We start from the raw sequence: 21,113 nt of genomic DNA on the forward strand, positions 1-21,113 counted from the left end.
TAAGTTGTTTTTTTAAGTGTTATTTTTTGTTTTGATCAATACACTTTCTGCTTTTTACAGAGAATATCTAATCTTTTAATTTTCAAATTAGAGTACAATATTGTTCTTTGGAGTGATGGCTGGCGGAAGGTCAGATTCATCCAGCATATCTCTCATATCAATCTCTATGGTACGGCTGATCTGAGTGATTGGAACGTCATTGGGACTTCCTTCAAATGGGTTTACAGAAGCTTCTCCAACACTGTCTAAGGTATGAAAACACCATGTCACTAATAAAGAAAACGGAATATTAAACCATACTGTCCAGCCTTCTACTACTGTTCCGTCTCCTAATTTATCAAGCTCTTTCAGTAATCCGAAAGGCACAAAAACAATGAACAACAATAAAAGATAAGTCGTGATTGAAGAGAAGTTTCTGGGATACGGAAAGTTTTTAATTCTTTCGGCTTTTCCCTGATCGTCCGTAAACTTCACCAATTGCTGATTGATCTGCGTCCATTGAAAATCGTTGAGTTCTCCTTTTTCATAGGCTTCAGACAAGGCTTTACTCTGTTTTGCCATCAATTGTGTTGCTCTGTTCTTTTTGCTTAAAATATACTGAAGCTCCGGTTCGGACAGGTATTTTTTCAATTCCTCGTCCAGTTTGGAAAGTCTCTCTGGAATGTCATATTTTTTAGAATATTCATCATACTGCTCTGTCCCCATGTTTTCCCATGCTCTTGGTTCACGAAGCTGAAACCTCAATGCGGTAAGCCATGCATAATGACGGAGAAACATTTCTTTTACCTTACCTGCATCTTTGGAAAGCAGTGCATCTCTAAGAATATATCCAAAGCTGCGGCTGTCATTGATAATGGCTCCATAGATCTGTCTTGCCTCCCAAAGTCTGCTGTAGCTGGCATTGTTTTTAAATCCGACGATAAAAGCAACTGCAGTTCCCATGATAGCAATGGGCTGCCACGGAAGTGAGAGAAATTTCAATCCTAGGAAGTACAGAACTGTAGGAATAGCTGATAATACGATCAGAGCATAAATACTCCGTCTGGTCCAGATAATGAACTCACGGGCTCCAAATCTTTTTCCTGAATGCATAGGTGTTTATTTTTTGTGTTTATTATTTTAATTTTTCAAATAATGGCTTTCATTAAGCATTCAGCAGCGGTGATGATCAGTTTTTGGTAAATGGAATATTATTATAAAAACCAATCTGAATCTGTCCGCGGTTTCTGTTCTCCTGAATCTGGTTCATATAACCGGCTTCAATCCTCATGTTTTTATTAATAACATATCCTAAAGCGCCATAGACTCTGTTTCTGTCAAAAACCGGACTATTGAAATGCAGGAAAATCTCATTGTATACTGATGCATAAAGGGTTTTCGGCAACATCTCTTTTTGAGTAATCGGAATATTCACTCCCAGCATATAACGGAACCTCATCCTGAAATCATCTTCCAGAAAACGTTCTTCCAAACGGTAACGGTGCTGAAGATAAAAACGTCCAAATTTCTGCTTGGTAATATACTGCTGGAAAATTCTGTGCTCTATATTTTCTTTTTTCTCGCCGTTTACATACGGCTGGCTCAGAATAAAACCGTATCCCAATAAAACATTGTTATTATTTTCTGTAAGATCATATCCAATCCCGGTACGGATAAGTAACTGTTCCAGATCTCCAACCGCATCAAAATTACGGTATTGAATTTCATTATGCCAGTTCAGCTTCTTGCTGATCTTGTTATTTCCAAAATACATATACCATGCTCCCAGCTCATTTTTTTGGGCAAATGTCAATATGGACCCAAAACCTAATACTGTGAATGCCAACTTCGTAAAAACCTTTCTCATGCTTACTAATTACTATTATCTATCGTTTTTAACAAAATTAATAATTTAAATCAATAACAGCAAATACTATTTCAAAACGATTTAAAGAAAGTTGGATACCATAATTTGCATACGGTTTTCTCTAAAAGACTATCCTGGAACCTGTTCTGTCAGCACATCAGTTTCATTTTTGTCAAAATAAGTACAGGTCATCGCATGAAGATCCATCTTCCAGCCTTTGACACCGTTTTCTGCACAGTCATTACAGAAAGTCATATAATCTGTTCCTCCCTGTTGGTGAAGTCTGAGTCTTAGTTTAAAGTTTTCAAGATTTAGGTTTCCTGAAACAGTAAGCGGATGATACTTGCTTCTGGTCTGAACAGATTGATTTTCCTGGTCAAAATATTCGGTATTTCCATCTGAGACATAGGTTGTATAATGAGAAACTCCTAACTTTTTTACAACCTGAATATAAGCCGGGAAATCGGCTCCGCTTTTCACTTTCTGATGCTCTGTTTTAATGTCTTCAATTGTAAATTTCATCTTTTCTATTTTTTGTGTTAAGTATAAAATATTCTATCATTTTATGAGTCTGATATACTCCTTCCATCAAATTTAAAAATTTTTGGGATGCAAATATAATATCAAATAAAAAACCGGCAATTGCATTGCCGGTATGTTCTAACTATATTTCAAATACAAAATATTAATGTTATGGATGCTGCTGCATTTTAGCAGGATCATCATAGTTTACCATCCAGTTGATCCCGAATTTATCACTAAACATTCCGAAATAAGCTCCCCAGAAAGTATCTGCCATTGGCATTGTTACCTGTCCTCCTGCAGAAAGACCGCCGAATAATTTGTCTGCTTCTTCTTTAGATTCTGCATTTATAGAAATGGAGAAATTGTTTCCTGCTTTGAAATTGGAAGACCACTCTCCTCCTGTATCGCTTCCCATCAATATTGTTTCTTTAGAAATCGGAAGTGAAACGTGCATGATCTTGTCTTTGTCTTCCTCAGAAGTTTCTTTTCCTTCCATTGGAGGCATTTCTCCAAATGTTCCGATATAAGGATATTCTCCTCCGAAAACAGATTTATAGAAATCGAATGCTTCTTTGCAATTTCCATTGAATGTAAGGTAGACGTTTACTGTTGCCATAATTGTTTTGTTTTTTTAAGTTTAGTTTTAATTTGTATTTTATTAAGGTTTTTCAGATAAAGCTTTTAATCCTGAAAGCCCTTTCTGATAGTCTTTTCCAATAGCATCCTCCATATTCATAAATAGTTTCATCAAAGTAAACGGATAAGGAATCTGTGATGTAAATCCCCATGTTGCCTTGCTTCCGTTTCCTTCCGGAGCTACTGTTACATAAGCGTTTGCTTCACTTTCATATGGAGTAAGAAATTTGATTTCAGTATCTATTCTTTTACCTGCCTCATCTACCTTTTTCAATTCCTGACAACCCTTTCCAGCATTTTCATTTTTACTGTCCCAGCACACTTTTTCTCCGGGCTGCCCCGTTGTGCCTGTCCAGTCTTTTCTCATAGCAGGATCAAGGTCATTCCATGGGCTCCATTGATCCATTGCTTTTAAAGTATTTGTATTTTGCCATACTTTATCTACAGGTGCATTGATAGAGATTGTTTTTTCATATTTGCAGTCTCCCGAGATAAAAGCTGCCACCACTAACAAAATGATTAGTAATGCGGCTAAAAATAAAATAATTCTCTTAAATATTCTCATCATGAATGTGTTTTATTGTTATCTGTGCTGATCTATAAGAATCATATTTCCATCGGGATCTTTAAGGTAAATATGCTCAGGTCCTGAGGTTGTTTCATCGGCTTCTTTACCGATCTCAACTCCACTTTCTTTTAATCTTTTCTGAATTTCACGCACATCTTCAAAAGATTCAAGATTCTGTGCATTTTCATCCCATCCCGGATTGAAAGTAAGCATATTTCCATCAAACATTGCCTGAAAAAGGCCTATCAAGGTAGAACCGTTTTTCATGATCAGGTAGTTACTTTCTGTAGCTCCTGCCATAGTTGTAAAGCCAAGTTTCTCATAAAAATCTTTGGATTTCTGAAGATCTTTTACACTTAAGCTGATTGAAAATGCTCCTAGTTTCATATTTTTTTTGTTTTTAAAGCAAGTTTATGTCCTGCGAAAACCAATCCCCAAACAAGGATTCCTACAATCCAGAACCAGATTGGAGTAGGTAAAGAGGTCATCATATAGATGGTTATCAGTAGAAAAATGATTCCACAGATTACAGCTGCTGTAGATTTTCCGTTATTTGAGATTTTTGAGGCTGTAAATCCGGAAACAACTGCTGCTAAGGCATATGCTAGAATGATAAAAAACAGAGCCATAAAAGGAGCATCATTAATATATACCTTCAGTGCCTCCATATCTCCGGCGGCCGCTTCTGCGGGAGGAGGATACAGATAATGTCCTATTTTTTCTATGACTGTAATACAAATGGAGCCTACAAGAAGCCCCACCACTACAGCTAATATTCTTCTCAGCATGGTTACTGGTTTTTTAAATGAGTTTTAAACGCTATAGTTCCATCATAGCTTTTCCAGTCTCCTATAAGCTCAATATATTGCCCTTCAATTTTTTCTGTTTTCTTATTCCACTTAAAATTGTAGACAAATCTTCCCTTAAAAAGTCCTGAATGTTTTCCTTTATTCTCTTCTGCCAGTTCATATTCCCCAAACACGGTTCCCTGCTTCCTGGAATCTTTATATTTTGAAATGGTAATCTTACCTTCAAATTTTGTGTAGTTGGTATCCACAAGGGAATATCCTGAAACAAAATACTCCTGGTCATTCTTTTTATTCTGTTCAGAAATATTGATCTTAAGTTTCAGTTCCTGGCCTTTGTTTCCAATAGTTCCAAGATAAGGTTTGCTGTTGTTCAGCCAGGTATTTGAAATATCCGGCATCTGCCCCCATACAAAATTGGCCGCCAGAAGGAAGAGTAATAAAAGTTTTTTCATGCTGTGTGTTTTAAACGCCAAATTGTGACAGATGGTGGTTCAGATGTTTAGCAAACATATTGTTCCACTCCTGAGCTTTTAATTTTCCGAAAGAAAAAGATTCTTTCCCATCAAAAGCGTCTGCCCCCAATTGCTGTGTCTTCTGAATAAAACCAATCAGTCTTGTTTTTTCTTCGTGAAAGTTTTTTCTGGTAGTCACCAAAAACTGTGGAGCCGTAGGAGAATCTCTTGGATATGCTTTCTCTCCTACGACTTTAGATTTCACGAAGGTTTTTAATATAAATTTTGCAATAGATCCCGGTTTTTTATGTTTTTCCGGCTCATAAATCATCTCATAGGTTATACAGCAGTGTGCCAACATCTGGTCTACCGTCATTTTTCCCCATAAACCATGGGTGTCTTCTACCAATTTGTTTATCCTATCAATATAATTTTGAGCATCTTTTGCATCAAATACATTTTCCATATAATTTCTATTTTACTATGGACAAATATATCAGTTTTTTTGTTTGATTTTATCGTTGGTTGAAAAAAGGAAAGAAGAAATTATTGCAATTACTCATTAGAGGACTTACACAGTACTGAGCATTTGAAATACAAGACAAGAAACTGCTTACCAAATGATTATTGGTTATTAATTAACCTGAATTCCAATGAAGAAAATAATCTGATTTTTTTAACGCAAGAGTCGCAAAATATTTTTTTAGTTTGAAAATAATTTTGTTCGCAATGGCATTACATTCAGCGGAAACTATAATCAAACCTTGTTAAACGGAGTGCCTTTGTGATCGGAAAATTAAAAGATATTCTTCAATATAACTTTGCAAACATTAAAGATAATATTGTATAAAATCATGACAAACAATCTTATTTCTAATTAAGGTTAATTGATATCGGCGATTAGTCCCTCTACGACTACTCAACATCCTCCGGAGAAGTGTTCTCAACTGCAATTTCCTGTGGTGCCGCTTTTCTGAAAATAAACCAAAGTTTGATCTTTAAAGCAATCCAGCCAATAATGGCGTATACCACTAAAAGGACACTTAAATGTTTCAGGTAAGGAAATGTAAGTTCTACGGATCCTTTTTGAATTAATAAGATTTTGAAAGCCTGCAAGAAAGGGGTTAATGGAATAATATTGGCGATGAACTGAACGAAAGCAGGCATCGCATTCAATGGCCATGTAAAACCACTGATAATGAAAGCCGGTGAGGCAATCACCATCAAAATCTGTGTTGCTTTCAATGCATCGGGAATCAGAATACTGATAAATACTCCCAAAAATGAAACTGATCCTACAAAGACCGCTGTCAGGAGAATAAAATTAAATATTCCTTCAGGCATCGGAACATGGAAAATCATGTGCATAAAGTAATAAATACCTACAATGAGAATAGAAAATACCCAGATAGGGATCACTTTTATCAGCATGGTTGGGAAGGCCCATTTTTTCATTTTCAGGTATTCTTTCACGAAAGAACCTCTTTCAAATTCGGCGGCAAAACTTACGGCCATAGCTAATAAGATCACCTGCTGCAATACTACTGCCAGCATTGCCGGCCACATGAAGATCAGGTAGTTTCCGGTAGTATTGAAAAGAGTAATGTAATTGGCTTTGAAAGGCTCATATTGTGTTGCTGCCTTTGCTGCAGGCATTCCTGCCTTTTGAAGTCCTTTGATGGATGCTCCGGCAGAGAATGTTCCTATGGTCAGCTGAAGAGCTTTGGAGGCAAAATTTGCCGTTAAAACATTTCCTGTATTGATATAAACATTCAGTTCGGGATATTTTTTCTGAAGCATGTCTCCTTCAAATCTTGAGGGAATAATCACTACAGCGGCAGCTTCATGTCTGATCACCTCATCTTTGATACTCAGAGGTTCCTGCAGATATCTGATAATCCTGATGCTTTTATTATCATCCAGCATTTCCGTCAACTGGTTAGACAGCGGAGTATTATCCCTGTCGACCACCAATACGGGAGTATTTTCAACTTTTCCGCTTTTGTAGACAAACCCCAGCAAGGTTGCATAAAAAACCGGTGCCAAAAAGAACACGGTTCTTAAGGTAGAATTGCCGATAAAAAGTTTGAACTCACGTTTTAAAAGACGGAAAAATTCTTTCATCTGTAGATTTTTATATGTTAAAGAACAACATGAAATTCAATAGAAGTTTCATCCGTTCTTTTCAATTTATTTCAGGATTACATTAGCATTGACTAAAATACTTTTAGCCTTATTCATGTCTTTAGGTTTTACTTTGATCTCATAGATCGCATCCTGCAACTGATAATCAGGGTAAGCCGTTGTAATATCCGCATACTTTGTAAGCTGTTTGATGTATACAATGTTTCCTGTAAGATTTTCTTTATTATAAACGATCTGCATCGTAACCTCCTGCCCTTTTTTATATTTTGAAATAGCACTTTCCGGGATCGTAAATCTGAAATAGGTACTTTCCGGAATATATCCGTTAAACAAGGCAAAACCAGCTGTTGCCAGCTCTCCTGTATTTAAACTGATGGTTTCTATTTCCATGTCGTTGGTGGCAATGATGTATCTTTCGGAATAGGCTACATTGGCTTCCTGCAAAGCTCCTTTGGCCTGTGATGCCTGTCCTGCTGCCATCTCTATTTTCTCAAAACGGGTTCCTCTGTTTACGTCATCCAGCTCTGCTACAACCGCATCATATTGTGCTTTTGCACCCTGCAGTTTTGCATAGATTTCGTCATGAGCCTGCGGAGACATTAAACTGTCACGGAACATATTGTTTGCTCTTTTGTAAGATTTCTGAGCAAATTCATATTGCTCTTTCAAACCTTTATATTTGGCCTGAAGCTGTCTCAACTGATCGGATGTCGCTCCATTTTTTGCCATTTGCTCCTGGGCTGAAGCAGCGTTTACTGCGCCCTGTGCCTGTGCTATTTTTGCAGACACTTCAGGTACGTCAAGCTGAGCCAAAGTATCTCCTTTTTTCACCGTCTGACCTTCGGAAACGTATATTTTTAAGATCCTTCCGGTAACTTTTGGGGCAAAAGAGATCACATCCTTCTTGGTTTTTCCTTCAGGTTCTTTGGTCTTTTCATTTTTTTTGTCACAGCTCCCCAACAAAAACAGAGCAGCGAAGAGTATAGATATATTTTTATGCATCATTTAAATTTTTAAGGGATTAAATAAAATTTGGTGATATCCAGTTCCTGGGTAGATCTCATCAGTTCTATTCCCGCTCTTCTCTGGTTGAAAATGGCATTCTGATATTCAAGTTCAACAGCTTCAAGATCGTTTTCTGCATCAATAAGCTGAGAAGATTTGCTCATTCCGTACCTGAATTCTTTTTCTGCCTGTACGAGTGCATTTTTTGCCAGTTCTTTTTCTTTGGCTTTTAAGGTAATCTGAGCGGAAGCTATATCATAATTGGTTTTATTATTAGCCAGATTCAATGTCAGTTTTTTCAGTGCATCTTCTTTCTGGTTCTGTAATACTTCTTTTCCTACCTTAGCTGTTTCTTCAGCGTGTTTTCCTTCTTTACCATCAAAAATTTCCCACTTAAACCCTACTCCTGCTGTAATTAATGGAAATACGTTGATATTATTGGGTCTCCAGTCCAGTTTTTTTCCTTCATAACCAAGTAGTGGAACTGCCGGGATTACATTTTCTGAAGATTTGATCCTGTTTCCGTACAAGCCGATATAATATGCGGAAGCCATCAGCTGTACTTTAGGAATCATCCATGTTCTTTCAGCCTTTATTTTATAGTCTGCTGCACTTATCCCATGTTCCAATGCACGGATTTCAGCTCTCTGCTCTATTCCTTTTTCTGCCGCAAGCAATTCTACAGGAGATAATACCGGATCAATCATTCTGAGCCTTTCTCTGCTGATTCCTGTTAAAATATAAAGCTGGGTAAGAAGCAGTTCTTTCTTCCCTTCATATTCTACCATTTTTGCATCTAAGGTGGCCTGAGCCAGTTCGATTTTCTTATGGTCATAAGGAGTAATCAAACCGTAGCCAAGCGCTTTATCGGCAGTTTTTCTGTTGATATCTAGTCTTTTTTTGCTTTCATCCAGCACTTTTTTAGACTGATGAATCAAGGCTAGCTGATCATATGCTCTGGAAATACCGGCAATCACTTCATCTTTTGTTTTCTCCAGCAGAATATCTTCAGATTTCTTCTTTTCTTCAACCGCTTTTTTCATGTACTTTACCTTCCCTCCGGAATACAACAGCATTTTGGCATCTGCCTTGGCAATACCCGAAAATCCTGATACATTGAAATTATTGTTAAAAGCTCCTTCCGGAATATTGATAAAGGGAGCGAGATTGATTTCCGGTGACGTAAGTCTTGCTGTTCCGTTAAGATAGCCGGCTTTACCACTCAATTCCAGGGTAGGAAGAAAGATGTCTTTCAGTTTGTGTTCGTCAAGATCGGTAAGTTTGTTTTGGGTAACCTGCATTTTGAGGTTCGAATCCCGAACCATAGCACTATCCAGAAGTTCTTTAAAATCCGGCGCAGACTGTGCCCAGCCAAAAGCGGGGAAAGCAAAAAAACTAAACGTAAAAATCAATAAATTGTTTTTCATGGTTTATGTTTATAACAAATATAATGCAAAAAAAGATAAAATCCTTTAAGATAATTCTACAATATGGTGAATTTAAAGTAAGTTTAAAATGTGTTTAAATTTAACACCTTATAAAATAAAGTTTTGGGCGAATCGTTTAAATGTTAATTAAAAACTAAAAAACTTTGAAAAAAAAATTTAACTCTACTTTTTTTACAATAATTCTAAAGTAATTTTATTAAGAAATAAAAGGATTTTAAAGTACTCGACCGGAAAAACAAGCTTTAGTATTTTATTCTGAATTTTGAGATTTAGATTCCTGCGGAATGACAAACTTGGATGGGGAGACATCGAAAATTAGAATCTTTTCAATTAGCAAAATTTGCGAGAAACAATATTCAATAGGAACGGACTATCATCCTGAGCGGAGACGAAGGGAGTCCGTTTGATAAAAGATCAAATTTCTATCGGCTTTAGCCAAAAAATATATTACAACGCCATGTCCGCAAATACATTATGCATCGGTTTAAGCTTGTTCGCAAAGGTGTTTCACTTGGCTAAGATAATGGAAGAATCAATTAATAGGAATTTGGTTTTACCAAAACTTATAGTTAATCATAACAATATAAATAAAAATTGATTCTGAATTTTGGAAGCTGGATTCTTGCGGAATGACAAACGAGACGTTGAATTATTCAATCTGATACTGTATAAAAACGAAAACTCCCCACATCGCTGTGAGGAGTTTTCTGTATAATTATAATAAGCTGATTTATCTTTGAACTGCTTTTTTCATGCCAGCATCCGGACGTAAAATTCTGTAACGAACTTCAATATCTTTCGGTACATAAAATACCAATGGAAGTTTACTGTTGTATCTTACAGTTTCAGGCTTTAGGGTAACAAACTTTTTAGTCTGTTTCTGCCCTGGACATCCCATAAGAGTTCCTGCTGTTTCTCCTTTAGACTCTACTTCATAATAATTGTAGCCCCATCCCTGAAGATCCTGAGTTTTCATTTCTCCCATCAGGAAATAATTGTTACAATCTAACATTTTTTCAGCACCTACAAAAAGTTCAACTTTTAAATCGTTTTCGTTTTTTGCTACGGGAAGCTGAATATATACTTGTTTATATCCTTCTTTAGCTTTGGGGAACATTTCAATCTGTAGTTTTTCAAACTTTTCTGCTTTCTTTTGCGCGAAAGCATTTACTCCAGCCATCAATACCAATCCAGTAATTAAAGTTTTAGAAAATTTCATCTTTATAATTTTTTTAATTTCTACTAACCTAACTCCAAAAACCATTCCAGAATTAAACAATTGTTTGATTTTTCGATTTAATTCTATTTTTTTTTGAAATCTTTAAACAAAAACTGCAGTAAAAAATTACTGCAGTTTTTTTATACATTATTCTGATATTGTCACATTACTTCCTTTTGTGTGAGCATTCATCTGTGGTGCATAGTAATTCTGCATGGTTGTAATTCCGTTGGAGAACTTCCCTGATGCATTGGAAACCACATCATATTCAAAAACATATTTTCCTTTTGGCATGTACTGAATATAGAAGTTGGTAGAAGCATCTTTGGTGGACTGGTAGTATCCAAGATTATTTTTCCACTGATATCCGGATAATACATCTACAGGTTCAAATCCTGCCGCACGCATATCTTTAATGTGGATAAACTCCATCGCTCTGTCTGTATTCAGAATCATTCTTACGGTTACTTTATCTCCTACTTTCAATGGGGTTTCTGCTGAGATTTTCTGAAGTTCTTCACCGTTTACGGTTTTCACTTTTTTATAGAGTTCTTTCGTTACGGAAATATAATTCTCAGAAGATTTGATTTTATCGAGATCTTCATAATACTGCCAGAACAATCCTCCCTGCACAATTCCTGGACCAGGTTTTGTAATAGTTACTGTCGCTAAGTTTTTATCTACGGCTTCTGGTTTTAAAGTTGACTTCACATAACCCGTGGCTTGTGTCTGAGGAGCTAATTCTTTTCCTCCCCAAACGACAGCAGCTTTATCACTTTCTGCTCCTGTCCATGATTTTCCTGAATTTAAAATAGTAAAAATCACTTCAGCTGTCCCTCTTGAGCTTCCCCATGAGTTCACTTCCTTCTGAGTTACCAGCCAGATTTTCATATCTTCAATAAAGCTTTGGTCATTAGATTTTAACTTGTTGAATGCTTCCAGTGCACCAGCATGGTTGACCACCTTTGAACCAAACCATCCCCAGTCATTAAGATTCTGCTTCCAGTAAACGCCTTGTGTTTTTGTATCCGTTGACGTTTCTTTAAGGTAAGTCATCAATTTATCAGATACATCTTTCAGACCATAATCATTCATTAACAATGCTGCACGGTGAAGTCCGAAGAATGTGAAATCTGTAATCTTAGCTGTTTTTGCTTTTTGTTTAACTAACGTTTTCAGAGTAGCACCTTTTCCTTTCAACGGATATTGTTTTTCCCAATAGTTTCTGGTATCAAGATAATCCATAGCCCAGTTATTCCAAACGTTTCCTTTTTTTACATCAAAATACTTGTTGACCTCATTGTCTACATACTGAACCAGTTTAGCTGTCATAGCATTCTGGTCGGCACTTTGATAGTCTTTTACATTTTCTTTTAACCAAGAGTTGATCTTTCCTAAGTTTTTAAGAATATACAATGAGGTACCGTAAGAACTTGGATAACCAGGATACCATGAGAATCCACCATCCGGATTTTGCAGTTTTTTGAACTCATCCCAATCCTGACTGATAGAATTTTTCATCGTATTGGCATCAAATAGTAATGCCAGTTTCTGCATCTGCTCCCCTTCATTTTTACTTTCCAGTACCCAAGGTGTTTCTTCCAGCAACAGTTGTTTCAGCTCCTGATTTTTTTCAAGATTTGAATTTAATAATCCTTTATTCTGATATTCTTCAAAAACCGTTTTCATTTTCGGATTAGCTTTGAATATTTCTGAAGCCAGCACATCTGCGAACCATTTATTGAAGATCACATCTGCTGAATTATTCTGATCATTTTTCAGACTTGGAAGGGCAAACATGATTTCCCAGATCGGATTGGTTGTCAGTTCTAACGTATTGGAAACATTAGAAGCTGTTGTGGATGCATTATTTTTAAGATTGTCCAACACAAATGTTTTGGTTTCTCCTTCTTTCACAAAAACCGGAACAGCATCCGTCACCAGCATTCTGTTGGGCAATACGGCAATGGCTTGCTGCTCACCGTCAGAATACTGACCAGCTTTAGCAACCACTTTAAAAATAACAGAGGAAACATTTTCCGGAACCTTTAATTTCCATGTTAATGCACTGCTTCCATTTTCATTTAAACTAAAGTTTTGTACTCCTGAATTTATTCCAAATTTTGAAGAAATATTTTCATTGGTAAAGGCATCCAGAATTTGTAACTCTGCAGAACCATCCAGTTTTTTATCTGTAAGGTTAGATAACTTCGACTGCAGATTCAGTTCATCTCCTTCTCTCAGGAATCTTGGATAATTTGGAGTTACTGAGAATTCTTTTTGTGTTACCACTTCTTTTTCCAATGTAGCAGCTCTTGCATCTTTTGTGTGGGCAAGGAACATCAGTTTCCATTTTGTCAATGCTTCCGGAGAAGTGAATTCAAAACTTACGTTTCCTTCGGCATCTGTTTTAAGATCCGGATAGAAGAATGCTGTTTCGTTCAGGTTTTGGCGAACGGCCACTTTATCCAGTGCTTTTTCTTGATCATCTTTATCTAAAACACCATCTGCATTAGATGCCATTGCGTCTACCGCTTCGTTCATTACAACTTCTTTTGCTACGGATGCTCTTGCAGTTTTAAATTTTGCGCCAGCAATTGGTGATGGTGGTGGTGCATAAGCCGGGGATTTAACTCCTTCCTGAATTACAACTCCTGCAACATTCCCCTGTAATGAATATAAAAAGTCACCATCAAACCAGTTAAACTGTGGAACCTGTACATATTTGTCTTCAAAATATCTCAGTCTTTTCTGATAGTTCTGCTGTTGCAGATAATTGTTGATTCCGTAAGAAGTAACAATCACAAATGGCGTGTACAATTTTCTCCAACTAAAGCTGTTTGCAGCAAACTGATCCAAAGACATATCGTACATATTGGCCAAGACCTCAGCATTAATCTTTTCTTTATCGTTTCCGGTTACTTTTACCGTCCATTTTTCCTTAGAGTTCGGTTCTAGTTTATCTCTGAAGGTTACTGTTTCAATTTTTAAAGGTTTTTCTGTGTCTTTTATGTTTAAAGCTACAGATTCTGTTCTCACATCATTAAATGCAACCAGCTGGAACTGCAGATTCAGTGTGGACACACTTTTGTCTTTAGGAATTTCAACGGTATATTCCAATATTCCTTTTTTGAGCTGATGAACTTCTGAAACTGTTTTCCCGGAACCATCCTGTACAAAAACATTCACTAATGCATCAGGAATTGCTGAGAATACATACACTTTAGCTTTTTCTCCTCTTGACAATTCTTCCTTCGGAGCAATCACCGTAAGGAAAGTTTTTTGAGCCGGTTTTAAAGATGCTTTATCCCAAACACTGAAATTCTGTGCTGTTTTTATAGTATCTTTCCCTTCGAAATTGAAAAGTTCCAGCTGGTAATCTCCTGCTTCAAGCTTTCCTAAATCAAGATTCGTTGAAAGCTGCGCATTGTCAGCAGATGGCTGCTGCTGTCTTTCTACCAGTACTTTTTCGGTTTTCCAATTCTTGATCTCATCATTTTTATCAAAAAGATCGTGTGGGAATTTGCTGATAAATTCTTCTTTTGAATATTTCGGCAGATTCTGAACATCAGACTTGAAATTATCTCTGAAAATCCTGTCCGGAGCGATCAGTTTTGATAACTTAACCTGATAGGGCTTCTTAAGATTCTGATCATTATAGTTCTTGGTTTCCACTTTTACTTTTACATTTTCATCTGCAAAAGTATTGTTGATATTTTCTGCCTGAATATAATGAGAGACCGAAGCTACTTTCAATTGCGTATTGGCGGTCTGTGTTTCCCCATTGATGTCTGTAACAGAAGCATTGATGGCATAGTTATCAATTTGTATCCCTTCCAGTTTTTCATCTTTTTTAAGTTCCAGACGAATCGTAAACTCACCTTTTTCATTGGTCTTTGCCTCACCCAGAATTGAGTTTTCATTATCATTTTCCTGTGGATACCAGCTGAAATATCTCCATCTGATATTCTGCTTTTTGATTTCATAATTTACTGTAGAATTATTCAGCGGAACACCGGAGAACATGACTGCTTTTCCTTTCAATTCTATGGTTTGTCCGTATTTGTATTCCTCTTTTACCGGATCAAAGGTGACTTCAAACTTCGGTCTTTTGTATTCTTCTACTCTGAAATTTTTATATCCCTGGCTTTCACCGTCTATTCTCAGATAAAAATTACCGTTCAGTTTTCCTTTAGGAAGAATGAAGCTTCCGTGGTAAGAACCAAACTCATTGGCAGTAAATTCCTGGGAAGAAACCTCTTCGCTATTGGTATTAAATAAAGTAATTTTTTGTTTTATTCCTGAAAGAACAGATTCAACTTCTTTATTGATTCTGGTATTAATCACCTTGAAATAAACAGTCTGTCCAGGACGGTAAATACCTCTGTCTATGAAAATCTGGGCAGTTGAACGGGTTTCTTTGTTAGGATTATAATCGTCAGCATTTCCTCTGTTTCCATAGACCTGCATGATCTGGAAATCATTGGTCTTAGGCTGTTGGATCAGGAAAGTTCTGTAATAGTCTTTGTTTTCAGAAGAAGGGAACTTAAATACTCCGCTTGCATTCGTTGTTCCATCAATTTTAGTTAACGTTTTATTGGAAACAAATTCATAAAATTTAAGACCTTCATATGTTAGAGGTTTCCCATTTTCACTGTTAACCAATTTCAATTCATCTGCAAGAGGTTTTCTGTCAGTTTTAGACTGGTAGATGATCTTGTTTCCGGACACCAGAAAGTAAAAATTCTGTCTGGAGTCTGAGTCTTTCATGTCGGCTCCGGCAACCGTGAATTCTGCGACATACACTCCTGAAGGAAGCGGTTTCACTTCCAGTGAAGTTCTATGATTCTGATAATCCTTAGGATCAGGAAGTTGGAATGTTTCTTTCCTTACCAGATTCTTCTTTAATTTTCCGAAAGTATCGGAATAAGAATTCTGAACGTATTGGAATAGTGATGTAAAATCATCTTTTACTTCATAAATATTCAGGGTAAATTCTGATACATTCTGATATTGTGCAACAAAATGAATCGGCAGATTATTCTGAGTCTGGGCTTCATATTTTAAAGTCAGATATGGATTTACAATCTGAGCTTCCTTACTTTTGATATTCTCAATGAATGGAGATTTCGGATATTCATTTTTAGCCTGGGCAGCCAACGCAATAGCTTCTTTAGGTTTCTTCTTGCCCACAAGTTCATCCATGATTTCTCCCATGATTACCACTTTATAATCTCCTTCTACATTAGATTTTAAAAGATTCTGAAGCTGTTCAAGTTTATCTTTGCAGTGATTGAAATTACAATTCTCTGTAATCTTTTCTTTCATGAAATACAGCTTTGCATTTCCTGTATTCTGAGCAATCAGCTCATCATAAATCGCATTGATCGTTGTACGGTTTGCTGTCAGTTCATTTTTTGTGAAAATATTGTTTTCAGATAAAAACTCTACTTTCTTTATTGCATACCAATCAGACAAGGTTGGAAAATAGGCTGTGTCACCCGTTCCGGAAAATATATTCTTATACTTTTCCAGAGAAATCTTTTTCATTTCAGGCTTTTCCTGATCAATTTCCTGAAAGCTTTTTGTCAAATAATTTTTAAAATCAAGCTTACTCCAGGTCTCAATTTGTGAAACATCCTGAGAATTGATATTGGTTCTTCCGTTTATTTTCCATGAGTTCTGGTTGTAATAATCCATGAAAAAACCATTCAGTAAAACTTTGTATACCAATTTACTTTCCCCGCTCATCTTGCCTTCTGCATCTTTAAGCTTTTTAAAAAATTGGGAAGCGGAATCGTTCTGGTCATCATCCACCGTTTGGTTTACAATACTGAACTCCGCTTTCAGAGAACGGATCAGTTCAAAGGCATTATTTTCTTTCATCGCTTGTTTTTGTATGTCTAAAATAATGGGAAGATTAGATTTATAAGCTCCTTTCGTACTGTTTTCAGCAATTTTTTTCCATTGGGTATCGTAATATTTCTGTGCGGATACCGTTGAAAAGCTTAGCATTACAAGCAAAAGCATAAAAATCTTGGAAAATCTTTTCATATATATTAATTTTGATAAATGAACATTTTAAAAATACTGAAAAAAACTGTCATAGACAGCCAACTTTATGTCTCTCTTATGGGAACTCTTTTTGCAGTATTTTTCATGAAAGAGCAAAACACATTCCGTTTCCCTACCTTTGCATTAATTTTCATCACTTATTTCAGTGGTTATCTGTATACTAAATACCAATACACCAAACATTTTTTTAAAATAGTAATTGTAAATGCAATAGCCGGAGTCACATGTGCTTTTTTGATCATTCACAATCACAATGAAATAAGGCTTTTGAAATGGTTCATTATTGTCGTATTGGGACTGCTGTACAACAGCTTTTTTCTTGATGTTTATATCCGGAAAATCCCCTTACTCAAAGTTTTTTATGTCGGATTAGTTTGGGCATTGGTCAACTGCTGGCTCACCCTACCAGAATTCAGTGTTCCTATCTTCCTGATCAGCTTTTCCTTTATCACTGCTCTTGTGCTTCCTTTTGATATCCGGGATATGAATAGTGACACCGTAAAGACCTTTCCTATGCTGATAGGGGTTCAGAATACCAAATACATTGCCTATGCACTTGTTTTCATCAGCAGCATACTCTCAATTTTCTACCTTGAATTAGCATATGCACTAGCTTTTTTTATGTCAAGCATCATAACTTATATTTTCATCTATTTCTCTGAAAACAAAAGAGATGACACTTATTATTCATTCGGGGTGGAAACTTGTTCGGCACTTCCTTTTTTATTTTTACTAATAATGGAGTATTTTTGACGAATGATTATCAAGAAGCTTTCCCTCTACAATTTCAAAAACCACTCTGAGAAAAAATTTGAATTTTCCCCGCAAATCAATTGTTTTGTAGGAAATAACGGTGTGGGAAAGACCAATATTCTGGATGCTTTGCATTATTTATCCGTAGGAAAAAGTTTCCTGGGAAATACAGATGCCAATAATATTAAAAGAGAGGAAGATTTCTTTACTCTTGATGCTGAAATTCAAAATGAAGACAGCGAAGATATCATCAGAATCACTCAGCCTAAGGAAGCTAAAAAGGTCATCAAAAAGAATGATAAGAGCTATGACAGGCTTGCGGACCATATCGGCTACCTTCCGAGTGTTATGATTTCACCTTATGATTCCAATCTTATTTCGGATTCCGGGGAAAGCAGGCGTAAGTTTCTGGATTCTATGATTTCTCAGACGGATTCAGAGTATCTTTTTGACCTTATCCAATATCAGAAGACCATTCAACAGCGAAATGCTTTGCTGAAATATTTCGCCAAAAACAGAACTTGGGACAAGGATTCGCTGGAAATTTATGATGACCCTATTACCCGATTCGGGACTAAAATTTTTAAGAAAAGAAAGGAATTTGTAGAACAGCTCAATCCAATTGTTCAGAATTTCTATCAGATTATTTCCGGTGGGAAAGAAACTGTATCTGTTATTTATGAATCTCATTTGCTGGAAAATTCTTTTGAAAATCTTTTAAAAGAAAGCATCGAAAGAGACCGTATGCTCACCTATACTTCAAAAGGAATTCATAAGGATGATCTTCTTTTTGAAATGGACCATGTTTTAATCAAAAAAATAGGATCTCAGGGCCAGCAAAAGTCATTTCTTATTTCTTTAAAACTGGCTCAGATGAGTCTTGTGAAAGAACTTACCAAAAAAACACCTATTCTTTTACTGGATGATATTTTTGATAAGCTTGATGATATGAGAGTTTCACAATTGATTGAACTGGTCAACAAAGAAAGCTTTGGACAGATATTCATTACGGATACTCATCGGGAAAGAACTGAAAATGTAGTTAAGAAAATTAATGAGGAAAGTATAATTTTTGAAGTTTAGTGCCTGACAATACAGAAATACCCGGTTATAATTTAAAAAACAAAATATTAAATTTATTTATCCATACTGTAGTATTTTTTATCTTAACTTATCATCCAAAACAAATTCCGAAACTCCAAAACACAAATCACGCACCCCGAAACCCGACTATGAAGAAGAAGAAAAAACGTGAATATCAATCCTCCGAACTGGTAAAATCTTTTGCCAGAATCTACGGTTTTGAACATAAACTTATTGCATTTGACATTAAAGATTTCCTTGAAGATTATCTTGATGAAAGCCTTTTTAATGAAATTAGAAGTGTCAATATAGAAAACAAATGTGTTATTATTAAAATTGATTCTCCTTTACTGAAACATGATTTTAAAATGCGTAAAAACTTTTATCTCAAAAAGTTCCAGGATAAATTTGGGACAGAAAAATTTAATGACCTTCAGATTTTATAAGGACAAAAGATATTCTATAGAAAAATGCTACCTGAAGATAGCATTTTTTATTTTAATTATTAATGTTCTTCTGATTTATTAGAAATAGTACTGCTCATCAGGTCATCTGCTTTTTTATCCAATCTTGAACTTAATGGCAGGAAGAATTTCAGCGGATGCTTTGTAAAATATCTGAAAATTTCTTTATAGATATCACTTACCTGTCCAAAATTCATTTTTCTCGATCTGAATGCCAGGAACATGGATAAACTGAAACTTACCAGGAAGTTGAAGAAACCAATAAGGAAAACTGTTACAAAAGACATCCAGAATGTATAGGAATCTACTGAAAAATCTTTCCCATACAATCCCAACGCAAAGTTACCCGCTGCAAAGGTGATGTGTCTGATATCCAGATCCAGCCCGAAAAACATTCCTACCGGAGCTGTTGCTCCAAGGAACACCCCGAACCAAAAGTTGGAAACAATCCCAGGCCAGTTTTTAGCGTAATATTTTGAAAGTCCTTTTGCGAATTTCTTTCCGAAAAAGCTTCTGATTGAAAGGTTTTTGGCAATTCTTTCCGGAATCTGGTAAAACACAGAATTGTTCCCGATATTTCCTGAAATAATTCCTGAAATAAAAAGATAAAACCCTGCAATACTTGCATGCAGAATCGCTTTTGATTTAAAAGGATCAAGGTCTTTTAATAGTTTATCAGATCTGTCTACTGCCAGATTTTGTGAGAAAAATACATCGAGTCCGTAAATAATGGCAAGCGCCACCGGAAAAGCGAGTAATACATTTCCTACAAAGGCAATAAACTGACTTCGGAACAGTTTGGATACCAAATGGGCAAATTCAGTATTGTTTCTTTGGGCCTTTCCTTCTTCAGACAATACTTTTGTCATGGTAGCAGCAGTCATAGCCGGCTGTTTTGTAGCAAGAGTAAAGCCCATCAGATAGATCATCACGAATCCCATTGCATAATTCATCGAATACAGAAAAGCGTGTGAAAAGTCACTCCCCGGAATATACCCGTACAGCATTTTCAAAACACAAAGTGCTCCTACAATGATTCCACCACCACTCGCCTTGTAGAACATCGTCATATATTCCTTTCGGGTAGAAGTGATGTAATGCGTTCCGGCTTCTGCGGTATGATTGGTAATAAGGTGGGAAATCAGCCTTGTACTATCGTTAATCAGATCAGAAATATTGTTTTTATGAGATTTATAGCTCAGAATATTAAAGACCAACTGTTTAGATTTTATCAGAGCATCTTCATCGGTATCAATGACCAATAACTGTACGATATCATAAATTCGTTCAGTCTGCTGGCGAATCTTAAGCAGGGATTGGTTAATCTTTCCGGAAATACCATATTTAGCGGAATTTTTAAAAGCAATATTTACAAATTCCTGACATTGCTCTGCGTAGATTTTTATCTGTTTATATCTGCTGTCTTTAGAGTGAAGCTGAAGTTCGGGTTCTTTTACCAGATCATCTGCTAATGTTTCCAGCTCATTCTGAAGGGCAAGAAAAGGATTGTCCAGATTTCTGTACTGTGGGGCCATTCTCACCACTTCCACCTCCATAGCCATCCCAGTAACCCTCCAGGAAAGAATATTCATAGAGAAAATGAGTTCTTTTTTCACATTGGGTTTCAGAATAAAATCTGATGCCCCCAGCATGTTTAAAAATTCATCAATCTCATTTTCGGGAAGGTTATGCAGGTATCTCAGATCTTTCTTAGGTCTCAGACTCACATTATCAATCATAAACCACACTGTCTTTTCGTTTTCAACGGGTGGTAAAACCTTGTTCAGGATTCTTTTTTTAAGCTCCGGAAAGAAGGCATTCTCTGAAAGAATATTAGCTTCCGTCAACGAAAGATTGAAAGGTCGTCCTTTAAAAATATTGTGGATGTAATATTTAAAGTTCTCAGCAAAATTAGGATTGCTTCTGAAAAAATTGAGCACATCTGTAAAGTCTACCTCTTTGATGGTCTCTAAAAACTCTGCAAAGGGTTCTAAAGAAAGGGTTTCATTCTTAAAAGAAAAATATTTTTTAAGAACTGACTCAAAGTTTGTGCTGGAATTAAAGAATTTCATTAGTACAAAGATA

18 protein-coding genes are annotated in these 21,113 nt (G+C 36.1%); 3 read left to right on the plus strand and 15 right to left on the minus strand.

Going from position 1 to position 21,113, the window contains the following annotated elements; genetic code table 11:
- Positions 1-87 precede the first annotated feature (87 nt).
- From ACTJIP_RS00630 to ACTJIP_RS00695, 14 genes are all read right to left on the minus strand, one after another.
- The gene (locus ACTJIP_RS00630) at positions 88-1,092 is read right to left on the minus strand and encodes a bestrophin family protein (RefSeq protein WP_426482422.1); all 1,005 of its coding nucleotides are present in this window, start codon (positions 1,090-1,092) and stop codon (positions 88-90) included.
- A gap of 76 nt (positions 1,093-1,168) precedes the next feature.
- Entirely contained in the window at positions 1,169-1,846 is a 678-nt protein-coding gene (locus ACTJIP_RS00635; RefSeq protein ID WP_077416357.1) for a DUF2490 domain-containing protein, read from the minus strand.
- A 129-nt stretch (positions 1,847-1,975) separates the two neighbouring features.
- Positions 1,976-2,368: a DUF1398 domain-containing protein gene (locus ACTJIP_RS00640; RefSeq protein ID WP_440703956.1), complete on the minus strand. Its 393-nt coding sequence runs from the start codon at positions 2,366-2,368 to the stop codon at positions 1,976-1,978.
- A gap of 169 nt (positions 2,369-2,537) precedes the next feature.
- Positions 2,538-2,987: a VOC family protein gene (locus ACTJIP_RS00645; protein WP_077416353.1), complete on the minus strand. Its 450-nt coding sequence runs from the start codon at positions 2,985-2,987 to the stop codon at positions 2,538-2,540.
- A gap of 42 nt (positions 2,988-3,029) precedes the next feature.
- Positions 3,030-3,575: an SRPBCC family protein gene (locus ACTJIP_RS00650; RefSeq protein WP_232538973.1), complete on the minus strand. Its 546-nt coding sequence runs from the start codon at positions 3,573-3,575 to the stop codon at positions 3,030-3,032.
- A 15-nt stretch (positions 3,576-3,590) separates the two neighbouring features.
- Complete coding sequence (locus tag ACTJIP_RS00655; protein WP_077416349.1) at positions 3,591-3,962, minus strand: VOC family protein; 372 nt, start codon at positions 3,960-3,962, stop codon at positions 3,591-3,593.
- Entirely contained in the window at positions 3,959-4,363 is a 405-nt protein-coding gene (locus ACTJIP_RS00660) for a hypothetical protein (protein ID WP_077416347.1), read from the minus strand. The genes ACTJIP_RS00655 and ACTJIP_RS00660 overlap by 4 nt, the downstream gene beginning before the upstream one ends.
- Positions 4,364-4,365: 2 nt before the next feature.
- Positions 4,366-4,836, minus strand: coding sequence for a hypothetical protein (locus tag ACTJIP_RS00665; RefSeq protein WP_180564029.1), 471 nt, complete (start codon positions 4,834-4,836; stop codon positions 4,366-4,368).
- A 10-nt stretch (positions 4,837-4,846) separates the two neighbouring features.
- Complete coding sequence (locus tag ACTJIP_RS00670; RefSeq protein ID WP_047388398.1) at positions 4,847-5,302, minus strand: DUF1569 domain-containing protein; 456 nt, start codon at positions 5,300-5,302, stop codon at positions 4,847-4,849.
- 449 nt (positions 5,303-5,751) lie between these two features.
- Positions 5,752-6,960: an ABC transporter permease gene (locus ACTJIP_RS00675; RefSeq protein WP_426482416.1), complete on the minus strand. Its 1,209-nt coding sequence runs from the start codon at positions 6,958-6,960 to the stop codon at positions 5,752-5,754.
- Between the two features lie 66 nt (positions 6,961-7,026).
- Positions 7,027-7,983, minus strand: coding sequence for an HlyD family secretion protein (locus ACTJIP_RS00680; RefSeq protein ID WP_180564030.1), 957 nt, complete (start codon positions 7,981-7,983; stop codon positions 7,027-7,029).
- Between the two features lie 11 nt (positions 7,984-7,994).
- Entirely contained in the window at positions 7,995-9,413 is a 1,419-nt protein-coding gene (locus ACTJIP_RS00685; RefSeq protein ID WP_428168104.1) for a TolC family protein, read from the minus strand.
- 751 nt (positions 9,414-10,164) lie between these two features.
- Complete coding sequence (eco, locus tag ACTJIP_RS00690; protein ID WP_077416337.1) at positions 10,165-10,653, minus strand: serine protease inhibitor ecotin; 489 nt, start codon at positions 10,651-10,653, stop codon at positions 10,165-10,167.
- Positions 10,654-10,800: 147 nt separating this feature from the next.
- Positions 10,801-16,707 carry an alpha-2-macroglobulin family protein gene (locus tag ACTJIP_RS00695; protein ID WP_440703957.1) on the minus strand — a complete coding sequence of 1,969 codons (5,907 nt, stop codon included), beginning with the start codon at positions 16,705-16,707 and terminating at the stop codon, positions 10,801-10,803.
- An 18-nt stretch (positions 16,708-16,725) separates the two neighbouring features.
- Between ACTJIP_RS00695 and ACTJIP_RS00700 the strand changes: the two genes are divergently transcribed.
- The 3 genes from ACTJIP_RS00700 to ACTJIP_RS00710 all read left to right on the plus strand — a co-directional run bounded on the left by ACTJIP_RS00700 (position 16,726) and on the right by ACTJIP_RS00710 (position 19,010).
- Positions 16,726-17,481, plus strand: a complete 756-nt coding sequence (locus tag ACTJIP_RS00700) for a hypothetical protein (RefSeq protein WP_440703958.1) — start codon at positions 16,726-16,728, stop codon at positions 17,479-17,481.
- A 3-nt stretch (positions 17,482-17,484) separates the two neighbouring features.
- The gene (recF, locus tag ACTJIP_RS00705; protein WP_077416331.1) at positions 17,485-18,564 is read left to right on the plus strand and encodes a DNA replication/repair protein RecF; all 1,080 of its coding nucleotides are present in this window, start codon (positions 17,485-17,487) and stop codon (positions 18,562-18,564) included.
- A gap of 149 nt (positions 18,565-18,713) precedes the next feature.
- Complete coding sequence (locus ACTJIP_RS00710; protein ID WP_077418007.1) at positions 18,714-19,010, plus strand: hypothetical protein; 297 nt, start codon at positions 18,714-18,716, stop codon at positions 19,008-19,010.
- Positions 19,011-19,069: 59 nt separating this feature from the next.
- Here ACTJIP_RS00710 and ACTJIP_RS00715 read toward each other — a convergent pair whose 3' ends face one another.
- Positions 19,070-21,100 carry a recombinase gene (locus tag ACTJIP_RS00715; RefSeq protein WP_077416329.1) on the minus strand — a complete coding sequence of 677 codons (2,031 nt, stop codon included), beginning with the start codon at positions 21,098-21,100 and terminating at the stop codon, positions 19,070-19,072.
- Positions 21,101-21,113: the final 13 nt, after the last annotated feature.

The sequence above is a fragment of the Chryseobacterium sp. 22543 genome (assembly GCF_052044565.1).
Lineage (GTDB): Bacteria > Bacteroidota > Bacteroidia > Flavobacteriales > Weeksellaceae > Chryseobacterium.

Bases quoted from the DNA above. Each gene is read 5' to 3' on its own strand.
- ACTJIP_RS00645 (WP_077416353.1), bottom strand. From the start codon at position 2,987: ATGGCAACAGTAAACGTCTACCTTACATTCAATGGAAATTGCAAAGAA.
- ACTJIP_RS00670 (WP_047388398.1), bottom strand. From the start codon at position 5,302: ATGGAAAATGTATTTGATGCAAAAGATGCTCAAAATTATATTGATAGG.
- recF (WP_077416331.1), top strand. From the start codon at position 17,485: ATGATTATCAAGAAGCTTTCCCTCTACAATTTCAAAAACCACTCTGAG.
- ACTJIP_RS00675 (WP_426482416.1), bottom strand. From the start codon at position 6,960: ATGAAAGAATTTTTCCGTCTTTTAAAACGTGAGTTCAAACTTTTTATC.
- ACTJIP_RS00700 (WP_440703958.1), top strand. From the start codon at position 16,726: ATGAACATTTTAAAAATACTGAAAAAAACTGTCATAGACAGCCAACTT.
- ACTJIP_RS00665 (WP_180564029.1), bottom strand. From the start codon at position 4,836: ATGAAAAAACTTTTATTACTCTTCCTTCTGGCGGCCAATTTTGTATGG.
- ACTJIP_RS00695 (WP_440703957.1), bottom strand. From the start codon at position 16,707: ATGAAAAGATTTTCCAAGATTTTTATGCTTTTGCTTGTAATGCTAAGC.
- eco (WP_077416337.1), bottom strand. From the start codon at position 10,653: ATGAAATTTTCTAAAACTTTAATTACTGGATTGGTATTGATGGCTGGA.
- ACTJIP_RS00655 (WP_077416349.1), bottom strand. From the start codon at position 3,962: ATGAAACTAGGAGCATTTTCAATCAGCTTAAGTGTAAAAGATCTTCAG.
- ACTJIP_RS00715 (WP_077416329.1), bottom strand. From the start codon at position 21,100: ATGAAATTCTTTAATTCCAGCACAAACTTTGAGTCAGTTCTTAAAAAA.
- ACTJIP_RS00640 (WP_440703956.1), bottom strand. From the start codon at position 2,368: ATGAAATTTACAATTGAAGACATTAAAACAGAGCATCAGAAAGTGAAA.
- ACTJIP_RS00710 (WP_077418007.1), top strand. From the start codon at position 18,714: ATGAAGAAGAAGAAAAAACGTGAATATCAATCCTCCGAACTGGTAAAA.
- ACTJIP_RS00630 (WP_426482422.1), bottom strand. From the start codon at position 1,092: ATGCATTCAGGAAAAAGATTTGGAGCCCGTGAGTTCATTATCTGGACC.
- ACTJIP_RS00680 (WP_180564030.1), bottom strand. From the start codon at position 7,983: ATGCATAAAAATATATCTATACTCTTCGCTGCTCTGTTTTTGTTGGGG.
- ACTJIP_RS00635 (WP_077416357.1), bottom strand. From the start codon at position 1,846: ATGAGAAAGGTTTTTACGAAGTTGGCATTCACAGTATTAGGTTTTGGG.
- ACTJIP_RS00685 (WP_428168104.1), bottom strand. From the start codon at position 9,413: ATGAAAAACAATTTATTGATTTTTACGTTTAGTTTTTTTGCTTTCCCC.
- ACTJIP_RS00650 (WP_232538973.1), bottom strand. From the start codon at position 3,575: ATGATGAGAATATTTAAGAGAATTATTTTATTTTTAGCCGCATTACTA.
- ACTJIP_RS00660 (WP_077416347.1), bottom strand. From the start codon at position 4,363: ATGCTGAGAAGAATATTAGCTGTAGTGGTGGGGCTTCTTGTAGGCTCC.